At 66.2% G+C, this 21,385-nt stretch carries 21 protein-coding genes; 10 read left to right on the forward strand and 11 right to left on the reverse strand.

Going from position 1 to position 21,385, the window contains the following annotated elements:
* The first annotated feature begins 84 nt into the window (after positions 1–84).
* Positions 85–870, forward strand: coding sequence for an SDR family NAD(P)-dependent oxidoreductase (locus tag AC1DS6_RS19435; protein WP_441626607.1), 786 nt, complete (start codon positions 85–87; stop codon positions 868–870).
* A 68-nt stretch (positions 871–938) separates the two neighbouring features.
* Entirely contained in the window at positions 939–2,030 is a 1,092-nt protein-coding gene (locus AC1DS6_RS19440; RefSeq protein WP_441626609.1) for a phosphotransferase family protein, read from the forward strand.
* Between the two features lie 104 nt (positions 2,031–2,134).
* On the opposite strand, the gene AC1DS6_RS19445 is transcribed toward AC1DS6_RS19440, so the two are convergent.
* A complete protein-coding gene (locus tag AC1DS6_RS19445; RefSeq protein ID WP_441626611.1) occupies positions 2,135–2,671 on the reverse strand; it encodes a carboxymuconolactone decarboxylase family protein in 537 nt (178 codons plus the stop codon).
* Between the two features lie 140 nt (positions 2,672–2,811).
* Here AC1DS6_RS19445 and AC1DS6_RS19450 point away from each other — a divergent pair, with 140 nt between their 5' ends.
* A complete protein-coding gene (locus AC1DS6_RS19450; protein WP_477102937.1) occupies positions 2,812–3,777 on the forward strand; it encodes an AraC family transcriptional regulator in 966 nt (321 codons plus the stop codon).
* On the opposite strand, the gene AC1DS6_RS19455 is transcribed toward AC1DS6_RS19450, so the two are convergent.
* The 7 genes from AC1DS6_RS19455 to AC1DS6_RS19485 form a co-directional block, all read right to left on the reverse strand.
* Complete coding sequence (locus AC1DS6_RS19455) at positions 3,774–4,712, reverse strand: 2-dehydropantoate 2-reductase (protein WP_477102938.1); 939 nt, start codon at positions 4,710–4,712, stop codon at positions 3,774–3,776. The two genes, AC1DS6_RS19450 and AC1DS6_RS19455, sit on opposite strands and share 4 nt — an antisense overlap.
* A 42-nt stretch (positions 4,713–4,754) precedes the next feature.
* The gene (locus AC1DS6_RS19460) at positions 4,755–5,303 is read right to left on the reverse strand and encodes a winged helix-turn-helix transcriptional regulator (RefSeq protein ID WP_441626617.1); all 549 of its coding nucleotides are present in this window, start codon (positions 5,301–5,303) and stop codon (positions 4,755–4,757) included.
* A 93-nt stretch (positions 5,304–5,396) separates the two neighbouring features.
* Positions 5,397–6,584, reverse strand: coding sequence for a thiolase family protein (locus AC1DS6_RS19465; protein WP_441626619.1), 1,188 nt, complete (start codon positions 6,582–6,584; stop codon positions 5,397–5,399).
* Positions 6,584–6,826, reverse strand: coding sequence for a hypothetical protein (locus tag AC1DS6_RS19470; RefSeq protein WP_441626621.1), 243 nt, complete (start codon positions 6,824–6,826; stop codon positions 6,584–6,586). Before AC1DS6_RS19470 ends, AC1DS6_RS19465 begins: the two co-directional genes overlap by 1 nt.
* Positions 6,827–6,846: 20 nt before the next feature.
* Positions 6,847–8,478, reverse strand: a complete 1,632-nt coding sequence (locus tag AC1DS6_RS19475; protein ID WP_441626623.1) for a DHA2 family efflux MFS transporter permease subunit — start codon at positions 8,476–8,478, stop codon at positions 6,847–6,849.
* Entirely contained in the window at positions 8,475–9,584 is a 1,110-nt protein-coding gene (locus AC1DS6_RS19480; protein ID WP_441626625.1) for an HlyD family secretion protein, read from the reverse strand. The genes AC1DS6_RS19475 and AC1DS6_RS19480 overlap by 4 nt, the downstream gene beginning before the upstream one ends.
* 31 nt (positions 9,585–9,615) lie before the next feature.
* On the reverse strand, positions 9,616–10,149 hold the full coding sequence (locus tag AC1DS6_RS19485) for a winged helix-turn-helix transcriptional regulator (protein WP_441626627.1): 534 nt from the start codon (positions 10,147–10,149) through the stop codon (positions 9,616–9,618).
* Between the two features lie 140 nt (positions 10,150–10,289).
* Here AC1DS6_RS19485 and AC1DS6_RS19490 point away from each other — a divergent pair, with 140 nt between their 5' ends.
* The 6 genes from AC1DS6_RS19490 to AC1DS6_RS19515 all read left to right on the forward strand — a co-directional run bounded on the left by AC1DS6_RS19490 (position 10,290) and on the right by AC1DS6_RS19515 (position 15,711).
* Positions 10,290–11,783: an efflux transporter outer membrane subunit gene (locus AC1DS6_RS19490; RefSeq protein WP_441626629.1), complete on the forward strand. Its 1,494-nt coding sequence runs from the start codon at positions 10,290–10,292 to the stop codon at positions 11,781–11,783.
* A gap of 199 nt (positions 11,784–11,982) precedes the next feature.
* Positions 11,983–12,708, forward strand: a complete 726-nt coding sequence (locus AC1DS6_RS19495; RefSeq protein WP_477102939.1) for a GntR family transcriptional regulator — start codon at positions 11,983–11,985, stop codon at positions 12,706–12,708.
* A gap of 75 nt (positions 12,709–12,783) precedes the next feature.
* Positions 12,784–13,566, forward strand: coding sequence for a transporter substrate-binding domain-containing protein (locus tag AC1DS6_RS19500; protein ID WP_477102940.1), 783 nt, complete (start codon positions 12,784–12,786; stop codon positions 13,564–13,566).
* 117 nt (positions 13,567–13,683) lie between these two features.
* Positions 13,684–14,349 (forward strand): amino acid ABC transporter permease, encoded by a 666-nt coding sequence (locus tag AC1DS6_RS19505; RefSeq protein WP_441626635.1) that lies wholly within the window; start codon positions 13,684–13,686, stop codon positions 14,347–14,349.
* The gene (locus AC1DS6_RS19510; RefSeq protein ID WP_441626637.1) at positions 14,346–15,002 is read left to right on the forward strand and encodes an amino acid ABC transporter permease; all 657 of its coding nucleotides are present in this window, start codon (positions 14,346–14,348) and stop codon (positions 15,000–15,002) included. The genes AC1DS6_RS19505 and AC1DS6_RS19510 overlap by 4 nt, the downstream gene beginning before the upstream one ends.
* Positions 14,983–15,711: an amino acid ABC transporter ATP-binding protein gene (locus AC1DS6_RS19515; protein ID WP_045237526.1), complete on the forward strand. Its 729-nt coding sequence runs from the start codon at positions 14,983–14,985 to the stop codon at positions 15,709–15,711. The genes AC1DS6_RS19510 and AC1DS6_RS19515 overlap by 20 nt, the downstream gene beginning before the upstream one ends.
* A gap of 95 nt (positions 15,712–15,806) precedes the next feature.
* Here the strand turns inward: AC1DS6_RS19515 and AC1DS6_RS19520 are convergent, their stop codons facing one another.
* The gene (locus AC1DS6_RS19520; RefSeq protein ID WP_441626639.1) at positions 15,807–17,150 is read right to left on the reverse strand and encodes an aspartate aminotransferase family protein; all 1,344 of its coding nucleotides are present in this window, start codon (positions 17,148–17,150) and stop codon (positions 15,807–15,809) included.
* A gap of 287 nt (positions 17,151–17,437) precedes the next feature.
* Here AC1DS6_RS19520 and AC1DS6_RS19525 point away from each other — a divergent pair, with 287 nt between their 5' ends.
* Positions 17,438–18,331, forward strand: a complete 894-nt coding sequence (locus AC1DS6_RS19525) for a MurR/RpiR family transcriptional regulator (protein ID WP_477102941.1) — start codon at positions 17,438–17,440, stop codon at positions 18,329–18,331.
* A gap of 47 nt (positions 18,332–18,378) precedes the next feature.
* Here AC1DS6_RS19525 and AC1DS6_RS19530 read toward each other — a convergent pair whose 3' ends face one another.
* Both AC1DS6_RS19530 and AC1DS6_RS19535 read right to left on the reverse strand, forming a co-directional pair.
* A complete protein-coding gene (locus tag AC1DS6_RS19530; protein WP_441626643.1) occupies positions 18,379–19,290 on the reverse strand; it encodes a glutamate/aspartate ABC transporter substrate-binding protein in 912 nt (303 codons plus the stop codon).
* Between the two features lie 539 nt (positions 19,291–19,829).
* The gene (locus AC1DS6_RS19535) at positions 19,830–20,786 is read right to left on the reverse strand and encodes a chemotaxis protein (RefSeq protein ID WP_477102942.1); all 957 of its coding nucleotides are present in this window, start codon (positions 20,784–20,786) and stop codon (positions 19,830–19,832) included.
* Positions 20,787–21,385: the final 599 nt, after the last annotated feature.

Below are 21,385 nucleotides of genomic sequence, written 5' to 3' on the forward strand. Positions count from 1 at the left end.
AGCATAGGCTGGCCGCCTTTGCCCGCAGGCGACGGGTGGCCGGGCAACACCGGCATCCATTCTGGCAATCAAAGGAGATTTTGCATGAAAGCGCATCCCGCCCCTAACCTGTTTGCCGACCTGGAGGGCAAGGTCGCGCTGGTGACCGGCGCATTCGGCGGCCTGGGCCGGCACTTCGCCCTGACCCTGGCGCGTGCCGGATGCCGGGTTGCACTGGCCGGACGGCGCGTCGGCGAAGGCGAGGCACTGCTTGCCGCGCTCCGCGAGGAAGGCGCTGAAGGCTGCGTGGTTTCGCTCGACGTCAGGGACCCGGCCTCGGTGGCGTCGGCCTTCGCGGCCGCGGCCAGCGCGTTGGGCACGGTCGACATCGTGGTCAACAGCGCAGGCATTGCTGTCACGCGTCCCGCCATCGAGGTGGCGGAGGACGAATGGCAAAGCGTGATCGACACCAACCTGAGCGGCGCGTGGCGGGTGGCACAGCATGCGGCGCAGATGATGCGCGATGGCGGCAAGGGCGGCAGCATCGTCAACATCGCCTCGATCCTTGGTATGCGCGTTGCCCAGCAAGTGCCCGCCTATGCCGCGGCCAAGGCTGGACTGATTCACCTGACACGGTCGCTCGCGCTGGAATGGGCGCGGTATGGTATCCGCGTCAATGCGCTGGCACCGGGGTATTTCGAAACCGACATCAACCGGAGCTTCTTCGAGACCGACAGCGGCCAGGCACTGGTCAAACGGATCCCGCAACGCCGGCTTGGACAGCCGGAGCAACTCGACGGCGCGCTGCTCCTGCTGGCATCGAACGCTTCGGATTACATCACCGGCGCCGTATTGCCGGTGGATGGCGGGCACATGGTCAGCACGCTTTAGCCCGAAGCGAACGACACAACCAATCGAAGAGACCCCGTAGTGGATCGGGGCACAGGGAGACAGACACGATGACGCATGCCAGCGCGCAACGCGAGACCGCCCCGGCGGATAAACACCCGCCGGATCTGGATTGCACCAGGCTGGCGGCCTTGCTGCACGGCCAGGGCCTGATCGAGCGGCCCTCGCTCATGGCGCAACGGCTGGCCGGCGGCCAGTCCAATCCCACCTATCGGATCTGGTGCGAAGGGCGGCAATATGTACTGCGCACCAAACCGCCCGGCAAGCTGTTGTCGTCCGCCCATGCCATTGACCGCGAATATCGCGTAATGCATGCACTGCGGGACAGCGAAGTGCCCGTCCCGCAACTGTTCCTCTACAGCGAGGATACGTCGATCCTGGGCAGCCCCTTCTACGTCATGGAGTTCCTGCAAGGCAGGGTCATGTTCGACCAGTCGCTGCCCGGCCTGTCGCGTGAGGAACGCACGGCGATCTACCGGGAAATGAACCGGGTGATAGCGGCATTGCATCGGGTGGACTATCAAAAGGCAGGTCTCGCCGACTATGGCAAAAGCGGAAACTACATCGCACGGCAAGTGAGCCGCTGGGCACGCCAGTGCCAGGACACCGGCACGGACGGCAATACCGCGCTGGAGGCCCTGGCCGACTGGCTTCCACGCCATCTTCCGCCGGAACACCAGACCAGCCTTGTCCACGGCGACTTCCGCATGGACAACCTGCTCTTTCATCCAACCGAGCCGCGCGTACTCGGTGTCCTGGATTGGGAATTATCGACGCTGGGCCACCCGGTGGCCGACCTTGCCTATCAGTGCATGGGTTGGCATATCCCGGCATCGCTCTGGCGCGGCATTGGCGGGCTGGACCTGCACGACCTGGGCATTCCGGACGAGGCCACCTACATTCGGTGGTATGGCGATGCCAACGGCATGCAGGAGATGGAACATTGGGATTTCTACCTCGCCTATAACTTCTTCAGGCTGGCCGCCATCATGAACGGCATTGCGCGGCGCGCGGAAGGTGGCAATGCGGCGGCCGCGGATGCGCTGGAAACCGGCCGCAAGGCAAGGCCGCTTGCAGAACTGGGCTGGGAATATGCGACCCGCTACGGGGCAACGCGGTCAGTCGGCGGCAAGTGCGCCTGAAGTGTCGTTTTCCCGGCGCATGAAGCGGCCTGATGGTGCCAGCCCGCTTGCAGGCCAGCGGGTAGCCGGGCGCTTCGCCCGGCCAGCCCCGGCTGGCCTCCCCCTCACGCCACCTTCGGGAAATCCACCACGGTATCGTTGACGCGATTGACCATATTGGTGAACAGGATCGCACTGACCGCCTGGATGGCCTCGATGATCTGGCGGTCGGTATAGCCGGCTTCGCGCACATTGGCGACAGCGCTGGCGGGCAACGTGCCGGCGGTCTTCACCAGGGCCAGCGCAAAGCGGACCAGGGCGTCGATCTTGCTGTCTTCCGGGTAGCTGCCGGCGCGCAGTTCGCGTGTCTGCTCCGCGCTGTAGCCCGCCATCTTGCCGGTCATGGTGTGCGCGGCGACACAGTAATCACAAGCCGAGGCTTCGCTGACAGAGAGATTGATGGCCTCCAGCTCGCGGGCGCTGAGGGTGGCGTTCTTCAGCAACGCCCCGGTTTGCAGCACGTTGGCAAGCACCTCGGGGGCATTGCTGCCGATAACCAGGTAGGCGTTGGGCACCTTGCCGACGGCGCCCTTGATCGCAGCGAACAACTGGGCGGTCTGGCCGGTGGCTTCAGTGGCGTTGATGGTGTGAAGACGGGACATGATGGACTCCGGTTAGTTTGGTCGATGGATCGCGCCGTGTTTGTTGCGCTGCTTCCATGGACTGAAGTCTAGGCGTCCATCTTGTCATTTACCGCATACAATAGTCGCAATCTCTTGCTCCATCGTCTCAACATCCCGTCATGGACGCCTTGACCGAACTGGTGCGCATGCTGGCTCCCGCCGGCACCGTGGACCTGCACTGCCACTTCGCCGGCAACTGGCGCGTGGACAACGCGGCGGCGCCGCCCGGGCACCTTCGCTATCACATCATCCTGGGCGGGCAGGCGCGCGCGCTGGTGGAGCAGGACGCGATCTCGCTTGGCGCGGGTGATGTGCTGCTGTTTCCCCATGGCACCGCGCACACGCTGCGCAGCCTGCCGGACGGCGCAGCGCCCGCCGGCGCGGACATGCCGGCCCACCGGACGCGCTTCAACGGCTTGCTGACGGAAGTGACAGTGCCGGGCGACGAGCGTCCGCTGGATATGTTGTGCGGCACTTTTGTGCTGGGCTTGCCGGGCACCATGCTGTTGCGCAACCTGCCCCCCGTGCTGCGCATCGCCACCGCCGAACGCGCCGATTGCGCCTGGCTGGATGCCTTGATCGACATGATGCGCAACGAGGCCCAGGCGCCCGAGCCCGGCGGCATGGCGGTCATCGCGCAGCTTTCCACCGCCTTGCTGACCTTGCTGCTGCGCGCCCTGATCGCCCAGGGCGGGGTCACGCACAGCCTGCTGGCGCTGATGGCCGATGCGCGCATGTCCAGGGCGATCGATGCCGTGCTGCGCGCACCCGCCGAGCCGTGGTCGGTGGCGTCGCTGGCCGAGGCATGCAATATGTCGCGGGCGACCTTTGCCCGGCGCTTTACGCAACTCAGCGGCGAGACGCCGCTGCAGCTGGTCACCACCTTGCGCATGGAAATGGCCGCCCGCCTGCTGACGCAAGACCGCGATTCCGCGGCCAGCATCGGCGAGCATTGCGGCTATGCCTCCGAGGCGGCATTCGGGCGGGCCTTCAAGGCGTATTTCGGCATGGGGCCAGGCGCGTTCCGGCGCCAGGCGCGGGAACGCCGCGCAGCCGCCGCCGTGACGGCGGACACCAGGGGCTAGGCGGCGGCGCGCTGGGCCTCGTAGACCTGCAGGTGGGCATAGGCGATGCGCGCCAGCGGCGCGTCATGTCCCAGCCGCGCGGCGCGCTGCGCCATGTCGCCGACGATGTCCAACGCCTCCAGGCGGGGCGCGCCTTGTCCGATGTCGCGCATCATCGAGGCGGCCCACGTCGAGGTCTCGTCCAGCAGCCGCGCGGCCATCGCATCGGCCACCGGCTCGGGCAAGGCATGCCCGGACAAGCGCGCCACCGCCGCGCACTCGTCCATGGCCTGGCGCATCAGCGCCCGTCCGTCGGCCGTCCTGACGATCTCGCCGACGGTGCCGCGCATCAGGCACGTCATCAGCGCACCGGCCGAGATCATCACCCACTTGTTCCACAGCGCCTGGTCGATCGCCGGCGACAGTTCGCGCATGCCAGGCGTGCTCGCGGCGAGTGCATGAAATGCGCCGGCCAGGGCTTGCGCCGGTTCGGCACGGGCGCCCACGACGAGTCTGTCGACCGCCCCCTGGTGCACCACCGCGCCGGAAGCGTCCAGCGTGGTCGCGATGTAAGAGACACCGCCGAGCACCCTTTCCCGGCCGTAGCGCGCATCCAGCGTCTCATACGCGCGCAGGCCATTGACCAGCGGCAGGATCGCCGCGCCCTTGCCGTGGGTGCCGTCCAGCGCCGGGTCCAGCGCTTGCATCGCGCTGGCCAGGTCATAGGTCTTGCAGGCCAGCAGGACGAGGTCGTAGTCCGCCCTGACCGCGCCGGAGAGCACGGTCTTTACGGCAGTATGGATATCGCCAAGCTCGCTGCGCACGACCAGGCCGTCCCTGGCCAGCACCTCGGCGCGCCGTGGCCGCACCAGGAACGTGACATCGGCGCCCGCCTGCATCAGCCGTCCGCCGTAGTAACCGCCCATGGCGCCAGCGCCCAGGACCAGAATCTTCATGACGTTCCCCGCTTCGATGGATGGGATAAATAAAAAAAAAGCCTATGAGGCGCCGCTCCCGGCAAGCTCGTCGCCTGCCTCCGCCGCGTCCTCGCCGCCCGACAAGAAGCCGGCAGCGGATTCGAGCCGCCGGCGCATGCCGTCTCCGGCGGCGGGACCGGGCACCAGCGCGTGCCGCGCGAAACTCAGGCGCTCCCCCGTGCCGGCGTCCACCAGCACCGGTTCGACGACCTTGCCGGTTTCCTTGTCGAGCAACTCCACGCTGGGGCCTTCCGGCGCGAAGTGCTTATTGCCCCAGGCCAGCATGGCCAGCAGCACGGGCAGGAAGTCGCGCCCGCACTGGGTCAGGACATACTCATAGCGCGGCGGCTTCTCGGAGTACTGGCGGCGCTCCAGCAAACCCTCCTCCACCAGCGCGGTCAGGCGGCGCGTGAGCATGTTGGGCGCGATATCCAGGTTCTTCTGGAAGTCGTCGAAACGCCGTGCGCCATAGAACGCCTCGCGCATCAGCAGCATGCTCCACCACTCGCCAACCCGTTCCAGGCCACGGGCGATGGGGCATTGCATGTTCCTGAAGGTCTTTCTTTGCATGGTCGAGGGCTCCAATCCGGCATCTTGATACTTTCAACATGATAGCTGGATTGAAATGTCCCGATGCCGGAAAACCCGCCCTGCCAGTGCTGCTTAATCCAGGATTTCGAGCGCCAGCGCGATGCCCTGCCCACCCCCGATGCACAGCGTCACGATGCCCCGGCGTATCCCGTCCATGCGCATCGAATAGAGCAGGCGCGTGGTCAGCACCGCGCCGGTCGCGCCGATCGGGTGGCCATGCGCGATGGCGCCGCCATCCACGTTGATGATGTCGAGCGGCAGCCCGAGTTCGCCCGCGACCGCCAGCGGCACCGCCGCGAAGGCCTCATTGATCTCGATCCGCTCGATATCGCCCAGCGTCCATTGCGCGCGCTGCAGCGCCTGACGCACGGCGGGCACGGGGCCAAGGCCGAACAGACCCGGCTCGACCGCGCCGACGCCGTAGGCCACCAGCCGCGCCATCGGTGCCAGGCCCTGGCTCTCGGCCAGGGCGCGTTCGGCGACGAGCATGGCAGCCGCGCCGCTATTGAGCCCCGGCGCATTGCCCGCGGTGATGGTGCCATCCTTGCGGAACGCGGGGCGAAGCTTGCTGAGAATCTCGAATGTGGTGTCCGGCCGGTTTGCCTCGTCCACGCCGAACATCGCCGTCCCGCCCTTCGCCTTCACCGGAACGCCAACGATCTGCTCCACGAAACGGCCTTGTTCCTGCGCGTGGGCAAAGCGGCTCTGCGAGCGCTCCGCCCAGCGGTCCTGTTCATCGCGGCCAATCTTGTTGCGGGTCACCAGATCCTCGGTATGCCAGCCCGAGTGCTCGCCCGAGAAGGCATCCACCAGCCCGTCGCGCAGCATGCTGTCCTGCAGCACCGCGTCGCCCATGCGGCTGCCCCAGCGGCCGGCGGGCATCAGGTAGGGGGCCTGGTCCATGTTCTCCATGCCGCCGGCAACCGCTGCATCGACATGGCCAAGCCAGATTTCATCGGCGGCGCTGGCGATGGCCTGCGCGCCGGACCCGCACACGCGGTTGACGGTCATCGCGGGCAACGACACCGGCAGGCCCGCGCCGATGGCGGCCTGCCGCGCCGGGTTCATCCGGTTGCCCGCCTGGATCACATTGCCGAACACCACGCTGCCGATCCGTTCCGGGTCCAGCCCGGAGCGGCGGACCGTCTCGCGGATGACGGCCGCCCCCAGTTCGGTCGCCGGCGTGGCCTTGAGCGAACCGTTATAGGCGCCTATGGCGGTGCGAACGGGGTGGCATAACACGACTTCCCTGGCTTTCATCACAGACTCCCTGGCTTGGTGGACGAGGATGGCCACGCGGTCGCGGACCATTCCGCTTGGGCTTCGCCGGCGGGAACACCGCGCGGCGCCTTGCAGTAGCGGTTATCGGCACGGGCGCATCCCACGCCGCTGTCGCGCGGGCGCTCCGTAGCCGCATGGACGGGCTGGGCCGCCATGCCGGCAAACAGTGCGGCGCTGGCTAAGGCGCTGGCCAGCGCGTTGGCTAAAATGGCTTTCATCATGCATCTCCCGATTGAAGGTCTCAATGCGCGTCGGCCGACGGCGCTTTCGGCGCCGCCACCTTGCGCATCAGCGGCACCATCGCGGTGGTGATCACAAAGCAGACCATGATGACCAGGAAGGCATCGCCAAAGGTCTGCGTCTGCGCCTCGCGCCACGCCAGCGCCCACAGTTGCCTGAGCGCCGCGCTCTGCGCGTCGACAATGTCGTTGCCCCACGCGGCCATATTGCTGCCGACGGCCTGCAGCAGCGCGCCCATCGCCTCGTTGCGGTAGTTCAGGTGCTCGGCGATGCGCTGGAAATGCAGGTTGGTGCGGTCGTTCAGGATCGTCGCGCAACCAGCGATGCCGATCGCGCCGCCCAGGTTGCGCATCAGGTTGAACAGGCCGGACGCCAGCTTGAGCCGCTCCGGCGACAGCGCCCCGAGCGTGAGCGTGACCGCCGGCGCCACCGCGAACTGCTGCGCCATGCCGCGAAACGCCTGCGGCAGCAGCAATTCCTGCGCGCCCCAGTCATGCGTGATGGGCGCGAACTGCCACATCGAGAACGCAAAGCAGCCCAGCCCGAACATCATCAGCCAGCGCAGGTCCACACGGTTGGCGAAGAAAGCGTACACGGGGATCGACATGACCTGGAACACGCCGGTGGAAAACACCGCCAACCCGATCTGCAACGCGCTGAAGCCGCGCACGCGGCCAAGGAACAGCGGCGTGAGATAGATGGTGGCGAAAATGCCCACGCCGGCCATGAAGGAAAAGAAGCAGCCCAGCGCGAAGTTGCGGTCCTTGAGCGCGCGCAAATCCACCACCGGCTGCGCATAGGTCAGGCTGCGCCAGACAAAGCCCACGCCCGCGATGCCCGAGATCCAAGCCGTGGCGCGAATCACGTCGTCGCCGAACCAGTCCCAGCGCGGGCCTTCCTCCAGCGTGTATTGCAGGCAGCCGAGGAACAGCGCCATCAAGGTCATGCCGAGGTAGTCGGCGCCGCGTATCAGGGACCAGTTGGGCCGGTCCACGCGCACCAGCATGGGCACGGCTACGGTGACGAAGATACCGGGAACCAGGTTGATGAAGAACAGCCAGTGCCAGGAGTAGTGGTCGGTGATCCAGCCCCCCACGGTGGGTCCGAGCGTAGGCGCCAGCGAAGCCAGGGCCCCGATGGTGGCGGCGGCAATGACGCGCTGCTTGCCGCCGAAGAACGCAAAGGCGGTGGTGAACACCAGCGGGATCATCGAGCCGCCCAGGAAGCCCTGCATGGCGCGAAAGGCGATCATGCTCTGGATGTTCCAGGCAATGCCGCACAGCAGGCTGGTCAGCGTGAACCCGGCCGCCGACGCGGCAAACAGCCAGCGCGTGGACATTACCCGAGACAGCCAGCCCGACAACGGGATGACGATGATCTCGGCGATCAGGTAGCTGGTCTGCACCCACACGGTTTCATCGGTGCCCGCCGAGAGCCCGCCGCCGATATCGCGCAGCGAGGCCGAGACAATCTGGATATCCAGCAAGGCGATAAACATGCCCACGCACATGGTGGCAAAGGCGAACACCTTGGCGCCCGTGGTCATGGAGGCCGCGGAAAATGCCGGGGGTGAAGGCTTGGTCTCGGCCGGCTGCGCGCCCTGCCCGGGCGCGGCGAGGACACCGGTGCTCATGGCTGCACCTGCGCATCCGCGCGGGAATCGACTTCGGCGACCACGGACAGGCCGGGCCGGAGCATGGCCAGCGTGGCCTCGTTCTCCTCCAGCATGATGCGCACCGGCACGCGCTGGACAATCTTGGTGAAGTTGCCGGTGGCGTTCTCCGGCGGCAGCACGCTGAACTGCGCGCCGGTGGCCGGCGCCAGGCTGGTCACGCGGCCGTGGAAAACACGCCCCGGCAGCACATCGGCCTCCACGGTGGCGCGCATGCCCGGCCGCAGATGCGCAAGCTGCCCTTCCTTGAAGTTGGCATCGACCCACAGGCCGCGCGCCGGCACGATCGAGAGCAATTGCGTGCCGCCGGCGGCGTAGGCGCCCACGCGGGCGCGGCGGTTGCCGACAGTGCCGTCGATGGGCGCTCGCAACTCCGTGTAGCCAAGGTTCAGTTTGGCGATATCGCGCTCCGCGGTGGCCTGCGCGAGCGCCGCCTGGGCCTGCAGCTTCTGCGTGGCGATCACGTCGACCTGGCGCTGCGCGGCGAGCAGGCTGGCCTGCGCCTTCTGCGTGTTGGCCAGCGACTGCTTGTAATCGGAGTCTGCCTTTTGCGAGCTCTGGATCGATACGGCCGACTTGGCCGCCAGGCTCTGGTAACGCGCCTGGTCATCGCGGGCTCGCGCGGTGTCGGCATCCACCGCCGTCACCGCCGCCCGGGCCTGGCTGATCACGGCCTCCTGCAGGGACCGGGTGGCGTCGAGATTGGCCAGCAGCGCCTGCTGGGCGGCCACCGCGCCTTCCGCCTTGGCCAGCGCGGCGCGGTAGTCGCGATCGTCGATGCGGGCCAGCAAGTCGCCTGCGCGTACCTGCTGGTTGTCGGTCACCGTGACTTCGGCCAGGTAGCCCGGCACCTTCGGCGCGATCACCGTCACCTCCCCGCCCACATAGGCATCGTCGGTGCTTTGCAGGAAACGGCCGTGCGACCACCAGTGCTGGCCGTAAGCCGCGGCGCCCAGGCCGGCGGCGACGAGCGCGCCGGTCATCAGCAGGCGCCTGGGGCTGAGCCGGGGTTTAGAGACGGGAACGGGCTCCGAGCCAGCACGCTCGGCGGCGATGTCGCTTGTCATGACGCTTCCTCTTGCTTTCGTATTGACGCTTTCAGATGTGGCCCGCTGCGTGCGGGACGTTCGGGGTGGCGGCCGCGCGCGCGGCTGCCGATTTGTGAAGCTTGGCGCGCAAGCGCTCGCTGGCGGCCGGTCCGGGCACGACCATGTGATCCGCTTCGGTGATGGGATGCCCGGTCGCCGCATCCACCAGGACCGGCGTGACGGTGGCGCCGGTATGCCGGTCCACCAGTTGCACGCTCTCGCCCTCGGGCGAGAAGTGGCGGTTGCCCCAGGCCAGCAGCACCAGCATCACCGGCCGGAATTCGCGGCCCCGCGCGGTCAGCAGGTATTCGAAGCGCGGCGGCCGCTCGCAATACTGGCGCCGCTCCAGCAGGTCCTCGCGCACCAGCGTCTCCAGGCGGCGGGCCAGCATATTGGGCGCGATGCCCAGTTGCTTCTGGAAGTCGTCGAAGCGGCTCGCGCCATAGAACGCCTCCCGCAGGATCAGGATGCTCCACGGCTCGCCCACCCGCGCCAGGCTGCGGGCGATGGGACAAGGCGCATTGTCGAGCGGCTTTTTCTGCATGTTCGCGACCTCCGGAAATCAGGTTGCTATCAAGATGAAAGTTAGTATAGAGTTGTGGATATCATCATGCAAGTAACTTGTTAAACAAAGTCTTTGCGGCGGCGGACACGCCGCTTCCGGAATAACCGAAGGAGATGGAAATGAGTCGTACCCCGCCCCGCACCGAAACCGCCCCGGCGCATCCGCGCATCCGCACGCTTGCGACCCGGGCCACGGCGCTCGCAGCGGCAACGCTGGCAGCGGTGGGCCTGGCTGCCTGCGCGGCGGTAGGCCCGGATTACCGGGTGCCCGCCACCGACACGGCGGCAAGCTACCCGCATGCCGATACGCTGGCCGCGCGCGAGGCGCAACGGCCCGCCCCCGCGCTGGATAGCTGGTGGACGGGCTTCGACGATCCCGCGCTGACGCGCATCGTCCAGCGCGCGCTGGACCAGAACCTGGACTTGGCCGCCGCGTTGGCCCGCGTGCAGCAGGCGCGCGCCGTTGCCGCCGAAGCAGGCGCGCAGTTGCTGCCGCAGGGCAGCCTGTCGGCGCAGGCAGTCAAGGAACGGCAATCGCTGGAAAGCCCGCTGGGCAAGATCGGCAGCCAGTTCCCGGGCTATAACCGGAATTTCGCGCTCTACGATGTGGGCGCCGGCGCAAGCTGGGAGATCGATTTGTTCGGCGGCCTGCGGCGTGGCGCGGAAGCGGCCGACGCCGAAGCGCAGGCCGCGCAGGCCGACCAGTTCGGGGTGCGCATCTCGGTCGCGGCCGAAGCCGCCGATGCCTATTTCCGGGTACGCGGCGCGCAGCAGCGCATCGCCATTGCGCAGGACCAGGTTGCGACCAACGCCAGGCTGTTGGAGCTGGTGCGCCTGCGCTTGCGCGACGGCCTGTCGTCCAGCCGCGAAGTGGCGCAGGCGGAAGCGCTGGTGGCTCAGGCGCGCGTAACCATCCCGCCGCTGCGCATCGAGCTGCAAACCCAGTTGAACCGGCTCGATGTGCTGATGGGCGCCCAGCCCGGCACCTACGCCGCGGAGCTTGGCCCGCTGCAGGAGGGCGTGGCGGTGCCTGCCATCTCCGTGGCCCAGGGGCCCGCCGACCTCCTGCGCCGCCGCCCGGACGTGATCGCCGCGGAACGCAGGCTGGCGGCCAGCAGCGCCCGCATCGGGGCGGCCACCGCCGAGTACTATCCCAAGCTGTCGTTGTCGGCCCTGCTCGGCTTCGAGAGCCTGAGCGCCGGCAAGCTGTTTTCCGCTGCAGCGTTCCAGCCGCTGGCGGCGGCTGGTTTGCGCTGGCGCCTGTTCGATTTCGGCCGCGTCGATGCCGAGGTGGCGCAGGCCAAGGGCGCCAATGCCGAAGCGCTGGTCAATTACCGCAAGGCCATGTTGCGCGCCACGGAAGACGTGGAGAACGCCATCGTCACCCTCACTGAACTGGAGTCGCAAGGCAAGGAACTGTCCACCGAGATCGACGCCCACGTGCGGGCGCGTGGCGCCTCCGAAGACGCCTACAAGGGTGGTGCCGTCAGCCTGTTCGAGGTGCTGGACGAGGAGCGCCAGTTGCTGGCCGCGCGCGACCAGCAGGCCCGCGTGCATGCCGACAACGCGCGCGCTGCGGTGGCCACGTTCCGCGCCCTTGGCGGCGGCTGGTGACATGCGTGGCTGGTGGTGGCGCCCCTGGCGCCGCGCCACCACAGACATCCACGCACCATTCCCGTGCCGCCGCACTCCCCCGGCACAAAGGCGCGCACAACTGGTGCGTACGCCTGGCCGTTGACCGGCCCATTGCGTACAAAACATGCGCACCACGCTTGTATATCAGGCTGGCATACCTCTTGCCTCATAGCCTGCCATGACCTTCTCCATCCCATCCTTTACCGATGCCTCCGGCCCCATGCGCGGCAGCACATCCGCCGGGATCGCCGAGCGCATCACGCAATCGGTCCTGGCCCAGCGGCTGGCCCCCGGCACCCGGCTGGGCGAGCAGGCGCTGGCGGGACTGTTCGGCGTTAGCCGGACCCTGGTGCGCGAAGCGCTGACGCGGCTGGCGGCACGCGGCATCGTCACGGTGTCGGCCCGGCGCGGCTGGTTCGTGATCGAGCCGTCCCGGCAGGAGGCCAGCCAGGCGTTTGCCGCGCGGCGCGCGATCGAACTGGGCTTGCTGCGCTATGCGGCACCGGTCTCGGCGGCTGCCATTGACCGGCTGCAAGCGCATGTGGCGCAGGAACAGCGCGCGCTGCGCGGCGACGACACCGCCCTGCGCAGCTACCTGCTGGGCGACTTCCATGTGTGCCTGGGCGAGTGCGTGGGCAATGTGCTGCTGGCCGACACGCTGCGCGACCTGACCGCGCGCACCACGCTGATCGCCATGCGCTACCAGTCCAGCCACCAGGCCAGCGAATCCTGCGCCGAGCATGTGCGGATCGTGGCGGCGCTGGCCCGGGGCGACACCGAACGCGCCATTGCACTGATGGATGCGCATCTCGGCCACGTGGAGGCTGGCCTCAGCGCCGCCACGCCGGAAGTCCCGCCCGATCCGCTTCGCCAGGCGCTGCGCCCGCTGGGGCCGCGCGCCTGAAGCATCGACTCTCAATTCGTACCCCGCCAACCTCATCACCTAATCGCCTCAACGGCAAGCTTGCAAGGACCCTTTATGAAACTCTCGAAACTCCTCCTCGGCCTCGGTGCCGCCGCCCTCGCCTTCTCGATGCAGACCGCCGGCGCCGAAGCGCTCGATGACGTGATCAAGGCCGGCGTGCTCAAGGTCGCGGTACCGCAGGACTTCCCGCCCTTCGGCTCGGTCAACGCCGAGATGAAGCCGCAAGGGCTGGACATCGACGTGGCGGCGCTGATGGCCAAAAGGATGGGGGTGAAGCTGGAACTCGTGCCCGTGACCAGCACCAACCGCGTGCCCTACCTGCAGACGAAGAAGGTGGACCTGGTGATCTCCAGCATGGGCAAGAACCCCGAGCGCGAGAAGGCCATCGACTTCAGCGAAGCCTATGCGCCGTTCTATAACGGCGTGTTCGGCCCGGCCGACCAGAAAGTGACCGCCGCCGCCGACCTGGCCGGCAAGACCGTCGGCGTGACGCGCGGGGCGGTCGAGGACCTGGAGTTGAGCAAAATCGCCCCGCCCACCGCCACCATCAAGCGCTACGAAGACAACAACGGCACCATCAGCGCCTTCCTGTCCGGCCAGGTGCAACTGGTGGCGACGGGCAACGTGGTCGCGGCCGCCATCCTCGCCAAGAACCCGCCCAAGAAGCCGGAGCCCAAGTTCCTGATCAAGAACTCGCCTTGCTTCATCGGCCTGAACAAGGGCGAACCCAAGCTGCAGGCCAAGGTCAACGCGATCCTGGCGGACGTGAAGAAGGACGGGGAACTCAATGCGCTGACGGTGAAGTGGCTGGGCATGCCGCTGCCGGCCACGCTTTGATACGGATGCCCTGAAACGGAAAGCCGCGCCGGACGGACGACCGCTCCGGCACGGTGTACTGCGCCAGCCTCGCGCGCATGAGCGCACCCGCGGCGCGCCCCCAACAAACGCATTCGCATGTCCTATCAATTCGATTTCCTTTCAGCCTTCGACTATGCCGGCGTGTTCGCGCACGGCGTCGCCGTCACGGCTGAACTCACCGTCGTGGGCGGCGTGCTGGGGGTAGCCCTTGGCATTGCCTGTGCCTGGGCGCGCACCCAGGGCCCGGCCTGGCTGGCGGCCATCGCCGGAGGCTATGTGGAGCTGATCCGCAATACGCCTTTCCTGGTCCAGCTGTTCTTTATCTTCTTCGGCCTGCCGAGCGCGGGCGTGCAACTGGGCGAAATGCAGGCCGCCATCCTGGCCATGGTGATCAACCTCGGCGCCTACAGCGCGGAGATTGTCCGCGCGGGCATCGCGGCCGTGCCGCGCGGCCAGTTGGAGGCAGGCGCGAGCCTGGCGATGGCGCCCTTCCAGGTGTTCCGCCACGTGGTGCTGCGCCCGGCCCTGAAGAAGATCTGGCCTGCGCTATCCAGCCAGGTGGTGATCGTCATGCTGGGCTCGGCGGTGTGCTCGCAGATCGCCGCCGAGGACCTGACCTTTGCCGCCAACTTTGTCCAGGGGCGGAATTTCCGGGCCTTCGAGGTCTACCTGCTGACCACCGCCATCTACCTGCTGCTCGCCATCGGCCTGCGCCAGATACTGCGCGGCGTCGGCGGCATGCTGTTCCGGAGGGCGTCATGACCGAATTCTCAAGCTGGGACATCCTGCGCAACCTGCTGCTGGCGGCCCGCTGGACCGTGGTGCTGTCGCTGGTGGCCTTCGCCGGCGGCGCCGTGACCGGGCTGCTGGTACTGATGATGCGCATCAGCCGCCGCGCGCCGCTGCGCCGCGCGGCCTGGGGCTTTATCGAGGTCTTCCAGGGCACGCCGCTGCTGATGCAGCTGTTCCTTGCCTTTTTCGGGCTGGCGCTGTTCGGCGTGGAAATCCCGGCCTGGCTGGCCGCCGGGCTGGCGCTGTCGCTCTGGTCGGGCGCTTACCTGGCGGAGATCTGGCGCGGCTGCGTGGAGGCCATCCCCAAGGGCCAGTGGGAAGCCGCCGGCTGCCTCTCGCTGGGGCATCTGCAGCAGATGCGCTACGTGATCCTGCCGCAGGCGCTGCGCATCGCCGTCGCGCCCACGGTGGGCTTCGTGGTGCAGATCATCAAGGGCACGGCGCTGGCATCCATCATCGGTTTTGTCGAACTGTCCAAGGCCGGCACGGTGATCACCAACGCCACCTTCAGCCCCTTTACCGTCTATGCGCTGGTCGCGCTGATCTACTTCGCGCTGTGCTGGCCGCTATCCCGCTACAGCCGTTATCTGGAAAGGAAGCTCAATGTCGCTCATCGCCATTGAAAACGTAAAGAAGCGCTTTGGCGCCAACGAAGTGCTCAAAGGCATCGACCTGAAGGTGGAGCCGGGCGAGGTGATCGCCATCATCGGCAAGAGCGGTTCGGGCAAGAGCACGCTGCTGCGCTGCATCAACGGCCTAGAGAGCATTGACGAAGGCAATATCACCGTGGCCGGCGCCAAGCTGGGCAGCAGCGAGCTTGAGCTGCGCGCGCTGCGGCGCAAGGTGGGCATGATCTTCCAGCAGTTCAACCTGTTCCCGCATCTGAGCGCGGGACGCAACGTGATGCTGGCGCCGACCGTGGCGGGCGGCGTCAGCGAGTCCGAGGCGCTGGCCCGCGCGCGCGAGTGTCTGGCCAAGGTGGCGCTGGGGGAAAAGTTCGATAGCTATCCGGACCAGCTTTCCGGCGGGCAGCAGCAGCGCGTGGCGATCGCGCGGGCACTGGCCATGCAGCCGCGCGCGCTGCTGTGCGATGAGATTACCTCGGCGCTGGACCCGGAACTGGTGATGGAAGTGTTGAACGTGGTACGTCAACTGGCGAGCGAAGGCATGACGCTGTTGATGGTGACGCATGAAATGCGGTTTGCGCGGGAGGTGTGCAACCGCGTGGTGTTCATGCACCAGGGGCGCGTGCATGAAATCGGGCCACCGGAAGAGATCTTCGCCAATCCGGCCACGCCCGAGCTGCAGCAATTCCTGGGCATGGCGGCCTGACATCCGCCAGCCAGGAACCGCGCCGGCAGGCTGCCTGCGCGGTTTCCATCCTGGCGGTGGATCTTCGGCGGGAATTGCCGCGCGCCATCCGGCTCTCAGGCAAACGCGATGCGAGAGGATGGCAGCACCGTGCCGACCGATTGGGCAAAGCGCCCGACGATGCGATCGATATCCGCTTCCGTGCAGATGAACGGCGGCGCAAACAGCACGTGGTCGCCGTGCACGCCATCGACCGTGCCGCCCATCGGATAGATAAGAAGGCCGTTCTGCATCGCGGCCGACTTGAGCTTCGCGTGGACCTTCAGCGCCGGGTCCAGGGTCGCCTTGGATGCGCGGTCCTCCACGAACTCGACGCCAACGAACAAACCGCGCCCCCGGATGTCGCCAACGTTCGGATGATCGCCCAGCACTTCACGCAGCCTGGCGCGCAGTTGCTCGCCGCGTGCCAGCACATTGGCAAGCAGCCCCTCCTCGGCAATCGTGCGTTGCACGGCCAGCGCCGCGGCACAAGCCGTGGCGTGCCCGATGTAGGTGTGGCCATGCTGGAAGAACCCGCTGCCGCCCACGATGGCATCATAGATGCGGCTGGTCGCGAGCATGGCGCCGATCGGCTGGTAGCCCGCGCCCAGGCCCTTGGCAATGGTCACGATGTCCGGCACGACACCGTCTTCCTCGCAGGCAAAAAGATAACCGGTCCGTCCCATGCCGGACATGACCTCGTCGAGGATCAGCAATACGCCGTACTTGTCGCATACGGCACGGATGCGCTTGAGATAGTCGGCAACCGGCGCAACCGCGCCGGCGGTAGCGCCAACCACGGTCTCGGCCACGAACGCCGCCACGCTTTCCGGGCCAAGCTCCAGGACCTTGGTCTCGAGTTCGTCGGCGAGGCGCTGCGCGTACTGCGCGTCGGTCTCGCCGGCCGCCTGATCGCGGTAGGCATAGCAGGGCGACACATGATGCGCCGGCACCAGCAGCGGCAGGAAAGGCTCGCGCCGCCAGGCATTGCCGCCAATGGCCAGCGCCCCGAGCGTATTGCCGTGGTAGCTCTGGCGGCGGGCGATGAAATGCCGGCGTTCGGTCTGCCCGATTTCCACGAAGTATTGGCGAGCCAGCTTCAGCGCGGCCTCGACGGCCTCGGAACCGCCCGACACGAAGTAAACGTGGTCAAGGTCGCCTGGCGCGGCCTGTACCAGGGTATCGGCCAGCGTTTCGGACACCTCGGTGGTGAAGAACGAGGTGTGCGCGTAGGCGATCGTGTCGACCTGCGCCTTGATCGCCTCGATCACGCGGGGATGGCCATGACCAAGGCAAGATACTGCCGCTCCGCCCGAAGCATCGATGTAATGCTTGCCGTTGCTGTCGATGAGTTCGATGCCCTTGCCCCCGACGGCTACGGCGAGGGACTGGCGAGGATTGCGGTGGAATACGTTGGTCATGATGTGTGCTCACTTTACTGCGACTCGATGCCGGCCTGCGCAACGGCGGCCCGCTTCGCGGCGAACTTTACCTTCAAGGCTGCATCATCCCGGTCATACCGCATGCGCATTGACCTGAAGTATAAGAAGGCCACCCCCATATTGCAACACTTGTGTCTTTTATGATTTTTATGATTTATATGATTTATATGATTCCAATTTGAGGGCGACCCACCTGCGGACGGTAGCCGTGCATCCGGCGCTTGCCTGTGCAACAATCGTTACAGACACCCTGACCGCGACTGACCATGCCAATCGAATCCTCCGCGCCGCCGCAGCACCTGGACGAATTGCTCGCCCTGCTCCGGGAAAACTTCGCGGCGCTTAGCCCGCAATTCCAGGGGGGCGCCCGCTACCTGCTCGACCATCCCCAGGAGATACCCATCCTGTCCATGCGCAAGATTGCCTTGGACGCCGGAGTCCAGCCCGCAACGCTGGTACGCCTGGCGCAGTTTCTCGGGTTCGAGGGTTGGCAAGGACTGCGCGAGCTCTTCGTGGAGGCATTCCGCGGCGGCCCCCAGCCCTATGCAAAACGGGCCAAAAAGCTGGTCCGGGAAAGCGGTTCGAGCCGGATGCTCGCGGAGATGCTCGATACGCAGCACCGGAACCTCGACCTCACAGGCGCCAACAACGCGGAATCGATGCCACGTGCCGCAGAACTGCTCAGCGCCGCACCCAATGTCTACATTGCGGGTTTCCGCTCCTGCTATCCGATCGCCTTTACGTTTCACTACATCTATCGGCTGTTCCGCTCGTCGGCGCACCTGATCCACGGAGATGCCGGCACGCTGGAAATGGAACTGCGGGCCCTGGAGCCCAAGGATGCCGTCGTGGTTGCGAGTTTCGCTCCGTATTCGCAGGAGATCATTCGCGTCGCCGGCGCCGCGAAGCAAGCCGGCTGCCGCGTCATCGCCCTGACCGACAGCACGGTAGCGCCGATTGCACTGGAGGCGGACTGCACGTTGCTGTTCTCGGTCGACAGCCCTTCGTTCTTCCCCTCGATTACCGCCGGCGTGGCGGTCGTCGAAGCACTGGTCGAACAGCTTCTGGCCAAGAAGGGCAAGGGTGCAATCAAGGCGCTCGAACTTGCCGAAGGGCAATTGCACAAGACTGGCGCGTATGTGCGGGCGAAGCACGGCTAGCCAACGCGCCATGGTGCCAGGCGCGGGCAACCTGAACGGCAGAGGACTTACTCGAATGCCTCATCGCCCGGCTGCTCGTAAGCCTTCCTGACCTCTGCGCTCATCGGGAATTCGAAGTTGATGTTCTTTGGCGGGACGGGCTTGTTGAACCACTTGGCGTAGATGGCCTTGATCTCGCCGCTCTTCATCAGGCCAACGATCACGCCATCGACCAGTTTCTTGAACTCGGGATCGTCCTTGCGCATCATGAAGCCGTAGGCTTCGAAGGACTGCGGCATGCCGACCACCGTCCATTCGGTGGGGTTCGGCGACATGGTCCGCACGCCGGAAAGCAGGACGTCATCCATCATGAAGGCGGCCACCCGGCCAGACTGCAGGATCAGGAACGATTCGCCATAGTCCTTGGCGCTCTGAATCGTGATGTTCGCCTTCTTCTCGTCATTGAGTTTGCGCAGGATCCGTTCGGAGGTGGTGCCCGCGTTCGTCACCACCGCCTTTCCGGAAAGATCATGGAAGTCCTGGACCGGACTCCCCTTCTTGACCAGCAGGCGCGTGCCCGCAACAAAAAAGGTGGTAGAGAAGGCTACCTGCTGTTGCCGCGACTTCAGGTTCGTGGTGACGCCGCACTCCAGGTCGACCGTCCCGTTCTGCACCAGCGAGATCCGGTTTTGCGAGGTCACCGGGATCATGCGCACCTGCAGGTTTGCTACCGCCGTCTGCTTGCCGACCTCCGCAATGACCTTTTCGCAGAGGTCCTGCGAATACCCAATCACCTTCTGGTTGCTGTCGTAGTAGGAAAACGGGATCGACGAGGTCCGGTGTCCGATCGCGATGGTCCCCGACGCTTTGATCCTCCCCAGGGTCGGACTGGCGGCTGCGTCAATAGCCTGGGCGGCGCCCGCGCCAAGAATGGATCCAACCAGCGCCACTCCCAGGCAGGTGACTTTAACGGCTTTCATCTATCGCTCCTTGTTTAGCAAACACGCGATGGGCCATCGCGCTTGAATGCTAGTCACCGAGCAACATCTGTTCCATACTTGTTAACCATGAAACATTCGTATTTTCAAAGCCGGATGTGACGCAACAAGCTCTCCAACGGGAAAAGACAACGCAACATTTGGTGCAATCTCGCCTCAAGTTGAGGCACGCGGCCGGCTCCGCACCGCATGCGAGCGCCCGAGCAAGTCACGGGTGGATAGCACCGTCATAGGTGTACGCCGGCGGCTGCCGGGGAGCAGATCGGCCCGGCGGCGGACGCAAGCCAATGCCACGCTTCGTCCGGCGCCTGGATGTGCCGACGATAGCGATGGGGTGAATGCAGGGGGGAGATGACTACGGCAAGCGGCGCCCCAACCGGCACGGTGGGGCCCGACTTCAGTGATGAATACAACAGGGACCGGCGGACGTCTGCGTACAGCGTCTCACCGGCCATACACGCCGGGCGATTTCCGCAATGGCCTGTGGTGGAGGACTGCCGGCGGCCGTCCTCCGGTCCATCTCAACGCGCCAGCACGCCCCGGATCGTATCCGCGAGGTCCTTGGCCAGGAACTTCGACACATAGGCGTCGGCCCCGACCTTGCGCACATGGTCTTCGCTGGCGGTCCCCGACAGCGAGGAATGAATCACCACCGGGATCGACTTGAACCGCGCATCAGCCTTGATCTTGCGGGTCAGCGTGAAGCCGTCCATCTCGGGCATTTCCAGGTCGGTCAGCACCAGCGCGATCTCGTCCTGCACGGTCCGGCCGTTGGCGGCGGCGTGCTCGGCGATCTCGCCCAGTTGCTGCCAGGCTTCCTGGCCGGTCTTGGTCATCAGCACCGGCACGCCCATGGCCTTGAGGCCTTGCTCGATCAGGCTGCGGGCAAAGGCGGAGTCGTCGGCGGCCAGGATCTTGGTGCCGGGGCGCAGCGTGACCTGCGGTCCGACGGTCTTGGGATCGACTTCCGGCTGGCGCGTCGGCAGCACGTCGCGCAGGATCTGCTCGACGTCGAGCACCTGCACCAGGCGCGGGTTCTCGGTATCGGTATCGAGCTTGGCGATGCTGGTCACCATGTCGCCCTTGACGCTGGTCTCGGCCGAGACCACCTGGTTCCACTCCAGGCGCACGATCTCTTCCACCGCTTCCACGGCGAAGCCCTGGGTGGAACGCGCGTACTCCGTCACCAGCAGGATGTTGAGGCCGCTACGCGGCGTGCACCCGACCATCTTGGGCAGGTCGATCACCGGGATCACCTGGCCACGGATATCCGCCATGCCCAGCATGGCCGGGCCGCCTCCCACCACGGTGGTGACCTGGGGCATCACCAGGATTTCCCGGACCTTGAAGACGTTGATGCCGAACAGTTCGCTGTTCGCGGACTGGTCCGACTCGCCCAGGCGGAACAACAGCAACTCGAACTGGTTGTTGTTGGTCAGGTTGGTCCGTTCGTCGATGTCTCTCATCGAGCTGCTCATACGCTTCCTTTGTCCCCGCAAGGCGCGTGCTCGCCGCGCGGTGTTGATCGTTTCGCCGGGCCCGCCTGCCCTGCGAGGCGCCCGGGGCACTTGCCCCCAGGCGGCGGCGCTGCAATGACGGGCCACTGCTCCGGCTAACGGCCAATCTTTGGGGAAATTTAGCGGCAAAGCGGCGACAGGCATGCGATTTGGCGCCGCACACCGCTAAAGTGCGGAATGAGACAGGCCGGGGACAAGCTGACGGGTGTGCGACGACATGGCTGACACTTCCGGGCAATGAGCAACATGCCGCAGGAAGCACCTGAAAGAGAACGCCAGCCCAGCCGCTGGCGCTCATGCAACAGTAAATTCCGTGACCGATTTACACGAACTAAACAGCCGCTTAAAATCGCACGGCCAGCGCCGGCGACTATCGCATACGACCGCGCAGCCTTGATTTCACCGGCAGCTTCTGGGGACACACGCCGGCCAACCGCCTCCCTCGCCATGTCCCTGCCCATGCTGCCAGTCCATCGCCCACGCGCCACGGTTCCGGTCCGGCGCCTCGAGTAGCGCCCGCGTCATGCCGGGTTCCCCGGCTTCCCGCCTTGTATTCGCCC

It is taken from the genome of Cupriavidus sp. 05L310, from assembly GCF_056398185.1.

Coding starts and splice junctions, on each gene's coding strand:
- AC1DS6_RS19435 (WP_441626607.1), top strand. CDS start 85: ATGAAAGCGCATCCCGCCCCTAACCTGTTTGCCGACCTGGAGGGCAAG.
- AC1DS6_RS19440 (WP_441626609.1), top strand. CDS start 939: ATGACGCATGCCAGCGCGCAACGCGAGACCGCCCCGGCGGATAAACAC.
- AC1DS6_RS19445 (WP_441626611.1), bottom strand. CDS start 2,671: ATGTCCCGTCTTCACACCATCAACGCCACTGAAGCCACCGGCCAGACC.
- AC1DS6_RS19450 (WP_477102937.1), top strand. CDS start 2,812: ATGGACGCCTTGACCGAACTGGTGCGCATGCTGGCTCCCGCCGGCACC.
- AC1DS6_RS19455 (WP_477102938.1), bottom strand. CDS start 4,712: ATGAAGATTCTGGTCCTGGGCGCTGGCGCCATGGGCGGTTACTACGGC.
- AC1DS6_RS19460 (WP_441626617.1), bottom strand. CDS start 5,303: ATGCAAAGAAAGACCTTCAGGAACATGCAATGCCCCATCGCCCGTGGC.
- AC1DS6_RS19465 (WP_441626619.1), bottom strand. CDS start 6,584: ATGAAAGCCAGGGAAGTCGTGTTATGCCACCCCGTTCGCACCGCCATA.
- AC1DS6_RS19470 (WP_441626621.1), bottom strand. CDS start 6,826: ATGATGAAAGCCATTTTAGCCAACGCGCTGGCCAGCGCCTTAGCCAGC.
- AC1DS6_RS19475 (WP_441626623.1), bottom strand. CDS start 8,478: ATGAGCACCGGTGTCCTCGCCGCGCCCGGGCAGGGCGCGCAGCCGGCC.
- AC1DS6_RS19480 (WP_441626625.1), bottom strand. CDS start 9,584: ATGACAAGCGACATCGCCGCCGAGCGTGCTGGCTCGGAGCCCGTTCCC.
- AC1DS6_RS19485 (WP_441626627.1), bottom strand. CDS start 10,149: ATGCAGAAAAAGCCGCTCGACAATGCGCCTTGTCCCATCGCCCGCAGC.
- AC1DS6_RS19490 (WP_441626629.1), top strand. CDS start 10,290: ATGAGTCGTACCCCGCCCCGCACCGAAACCGCCCCGGCGCATCCGCGC.
- AC1DS6_RS19495 (WP_477102939.1), top strand. CDS start 11,983: ATGACCTTCTCCATCCCATCCTTTACCGATGCCTCCGGCCCCATGCGC.
- AC1DS6_RS19500 (WP_477102940.1), top strand. CDS start 12,784: ATGAAACTCTCGAAACTCCTCCTCGGCCTCGGTGCCGCCGCCCTCGCC.
- AC1DS6_RS19505 (WP_441626635.1), top strand. CDS start 13,684: ATGTCCTATCAATTCGATTTCCTTTCAGCCTTCGACTATGCCGGCGTG.
- AC1DS6_RS19510 (WP_441626637.1), top strand. CDS start 14,346: ATGACCGAATTCTCAAGCTGGGACATCCTGCGCAACCTGCTGCTGGCG.
- AC1DS6_RS19515 (WP_045237526.1), top strand. CDS start 14,983: ATGTCGCTCATCGCCATTGAAAACGTAAAGAAGCGCTTTGGCGCCAAC.
- AC1DS6_RS19520 (WP_441626639.1), bottom strand. CDS start 17,150: ATGACCAACGTATTCCACCGCAATCCTCGCCAGTCCCTCGCCGTAGCC.
- AC1DS6_RS19525 (WP_477102941.1), top strand. CDS start 17,438: ATGCCAATCGAATCCTCCGCGCCGCCGCAGCACCTGGACGAATTGCTC.
- AC1DS6_RS19530 (WP_441626643.1), bottom strand. CDS start 19,290: ATGAAAGCCGTTAAAGTCACCTGCCTGGGAGTGGCGCTGGTTGGATCC.
- AC1DS6_RS19535 (WP_477102942.1), bottom strand. CDS start 20,786: ATGAGCAGCTCGATGAGAGACATCGACGAACGGACCAACCTGACCAAC.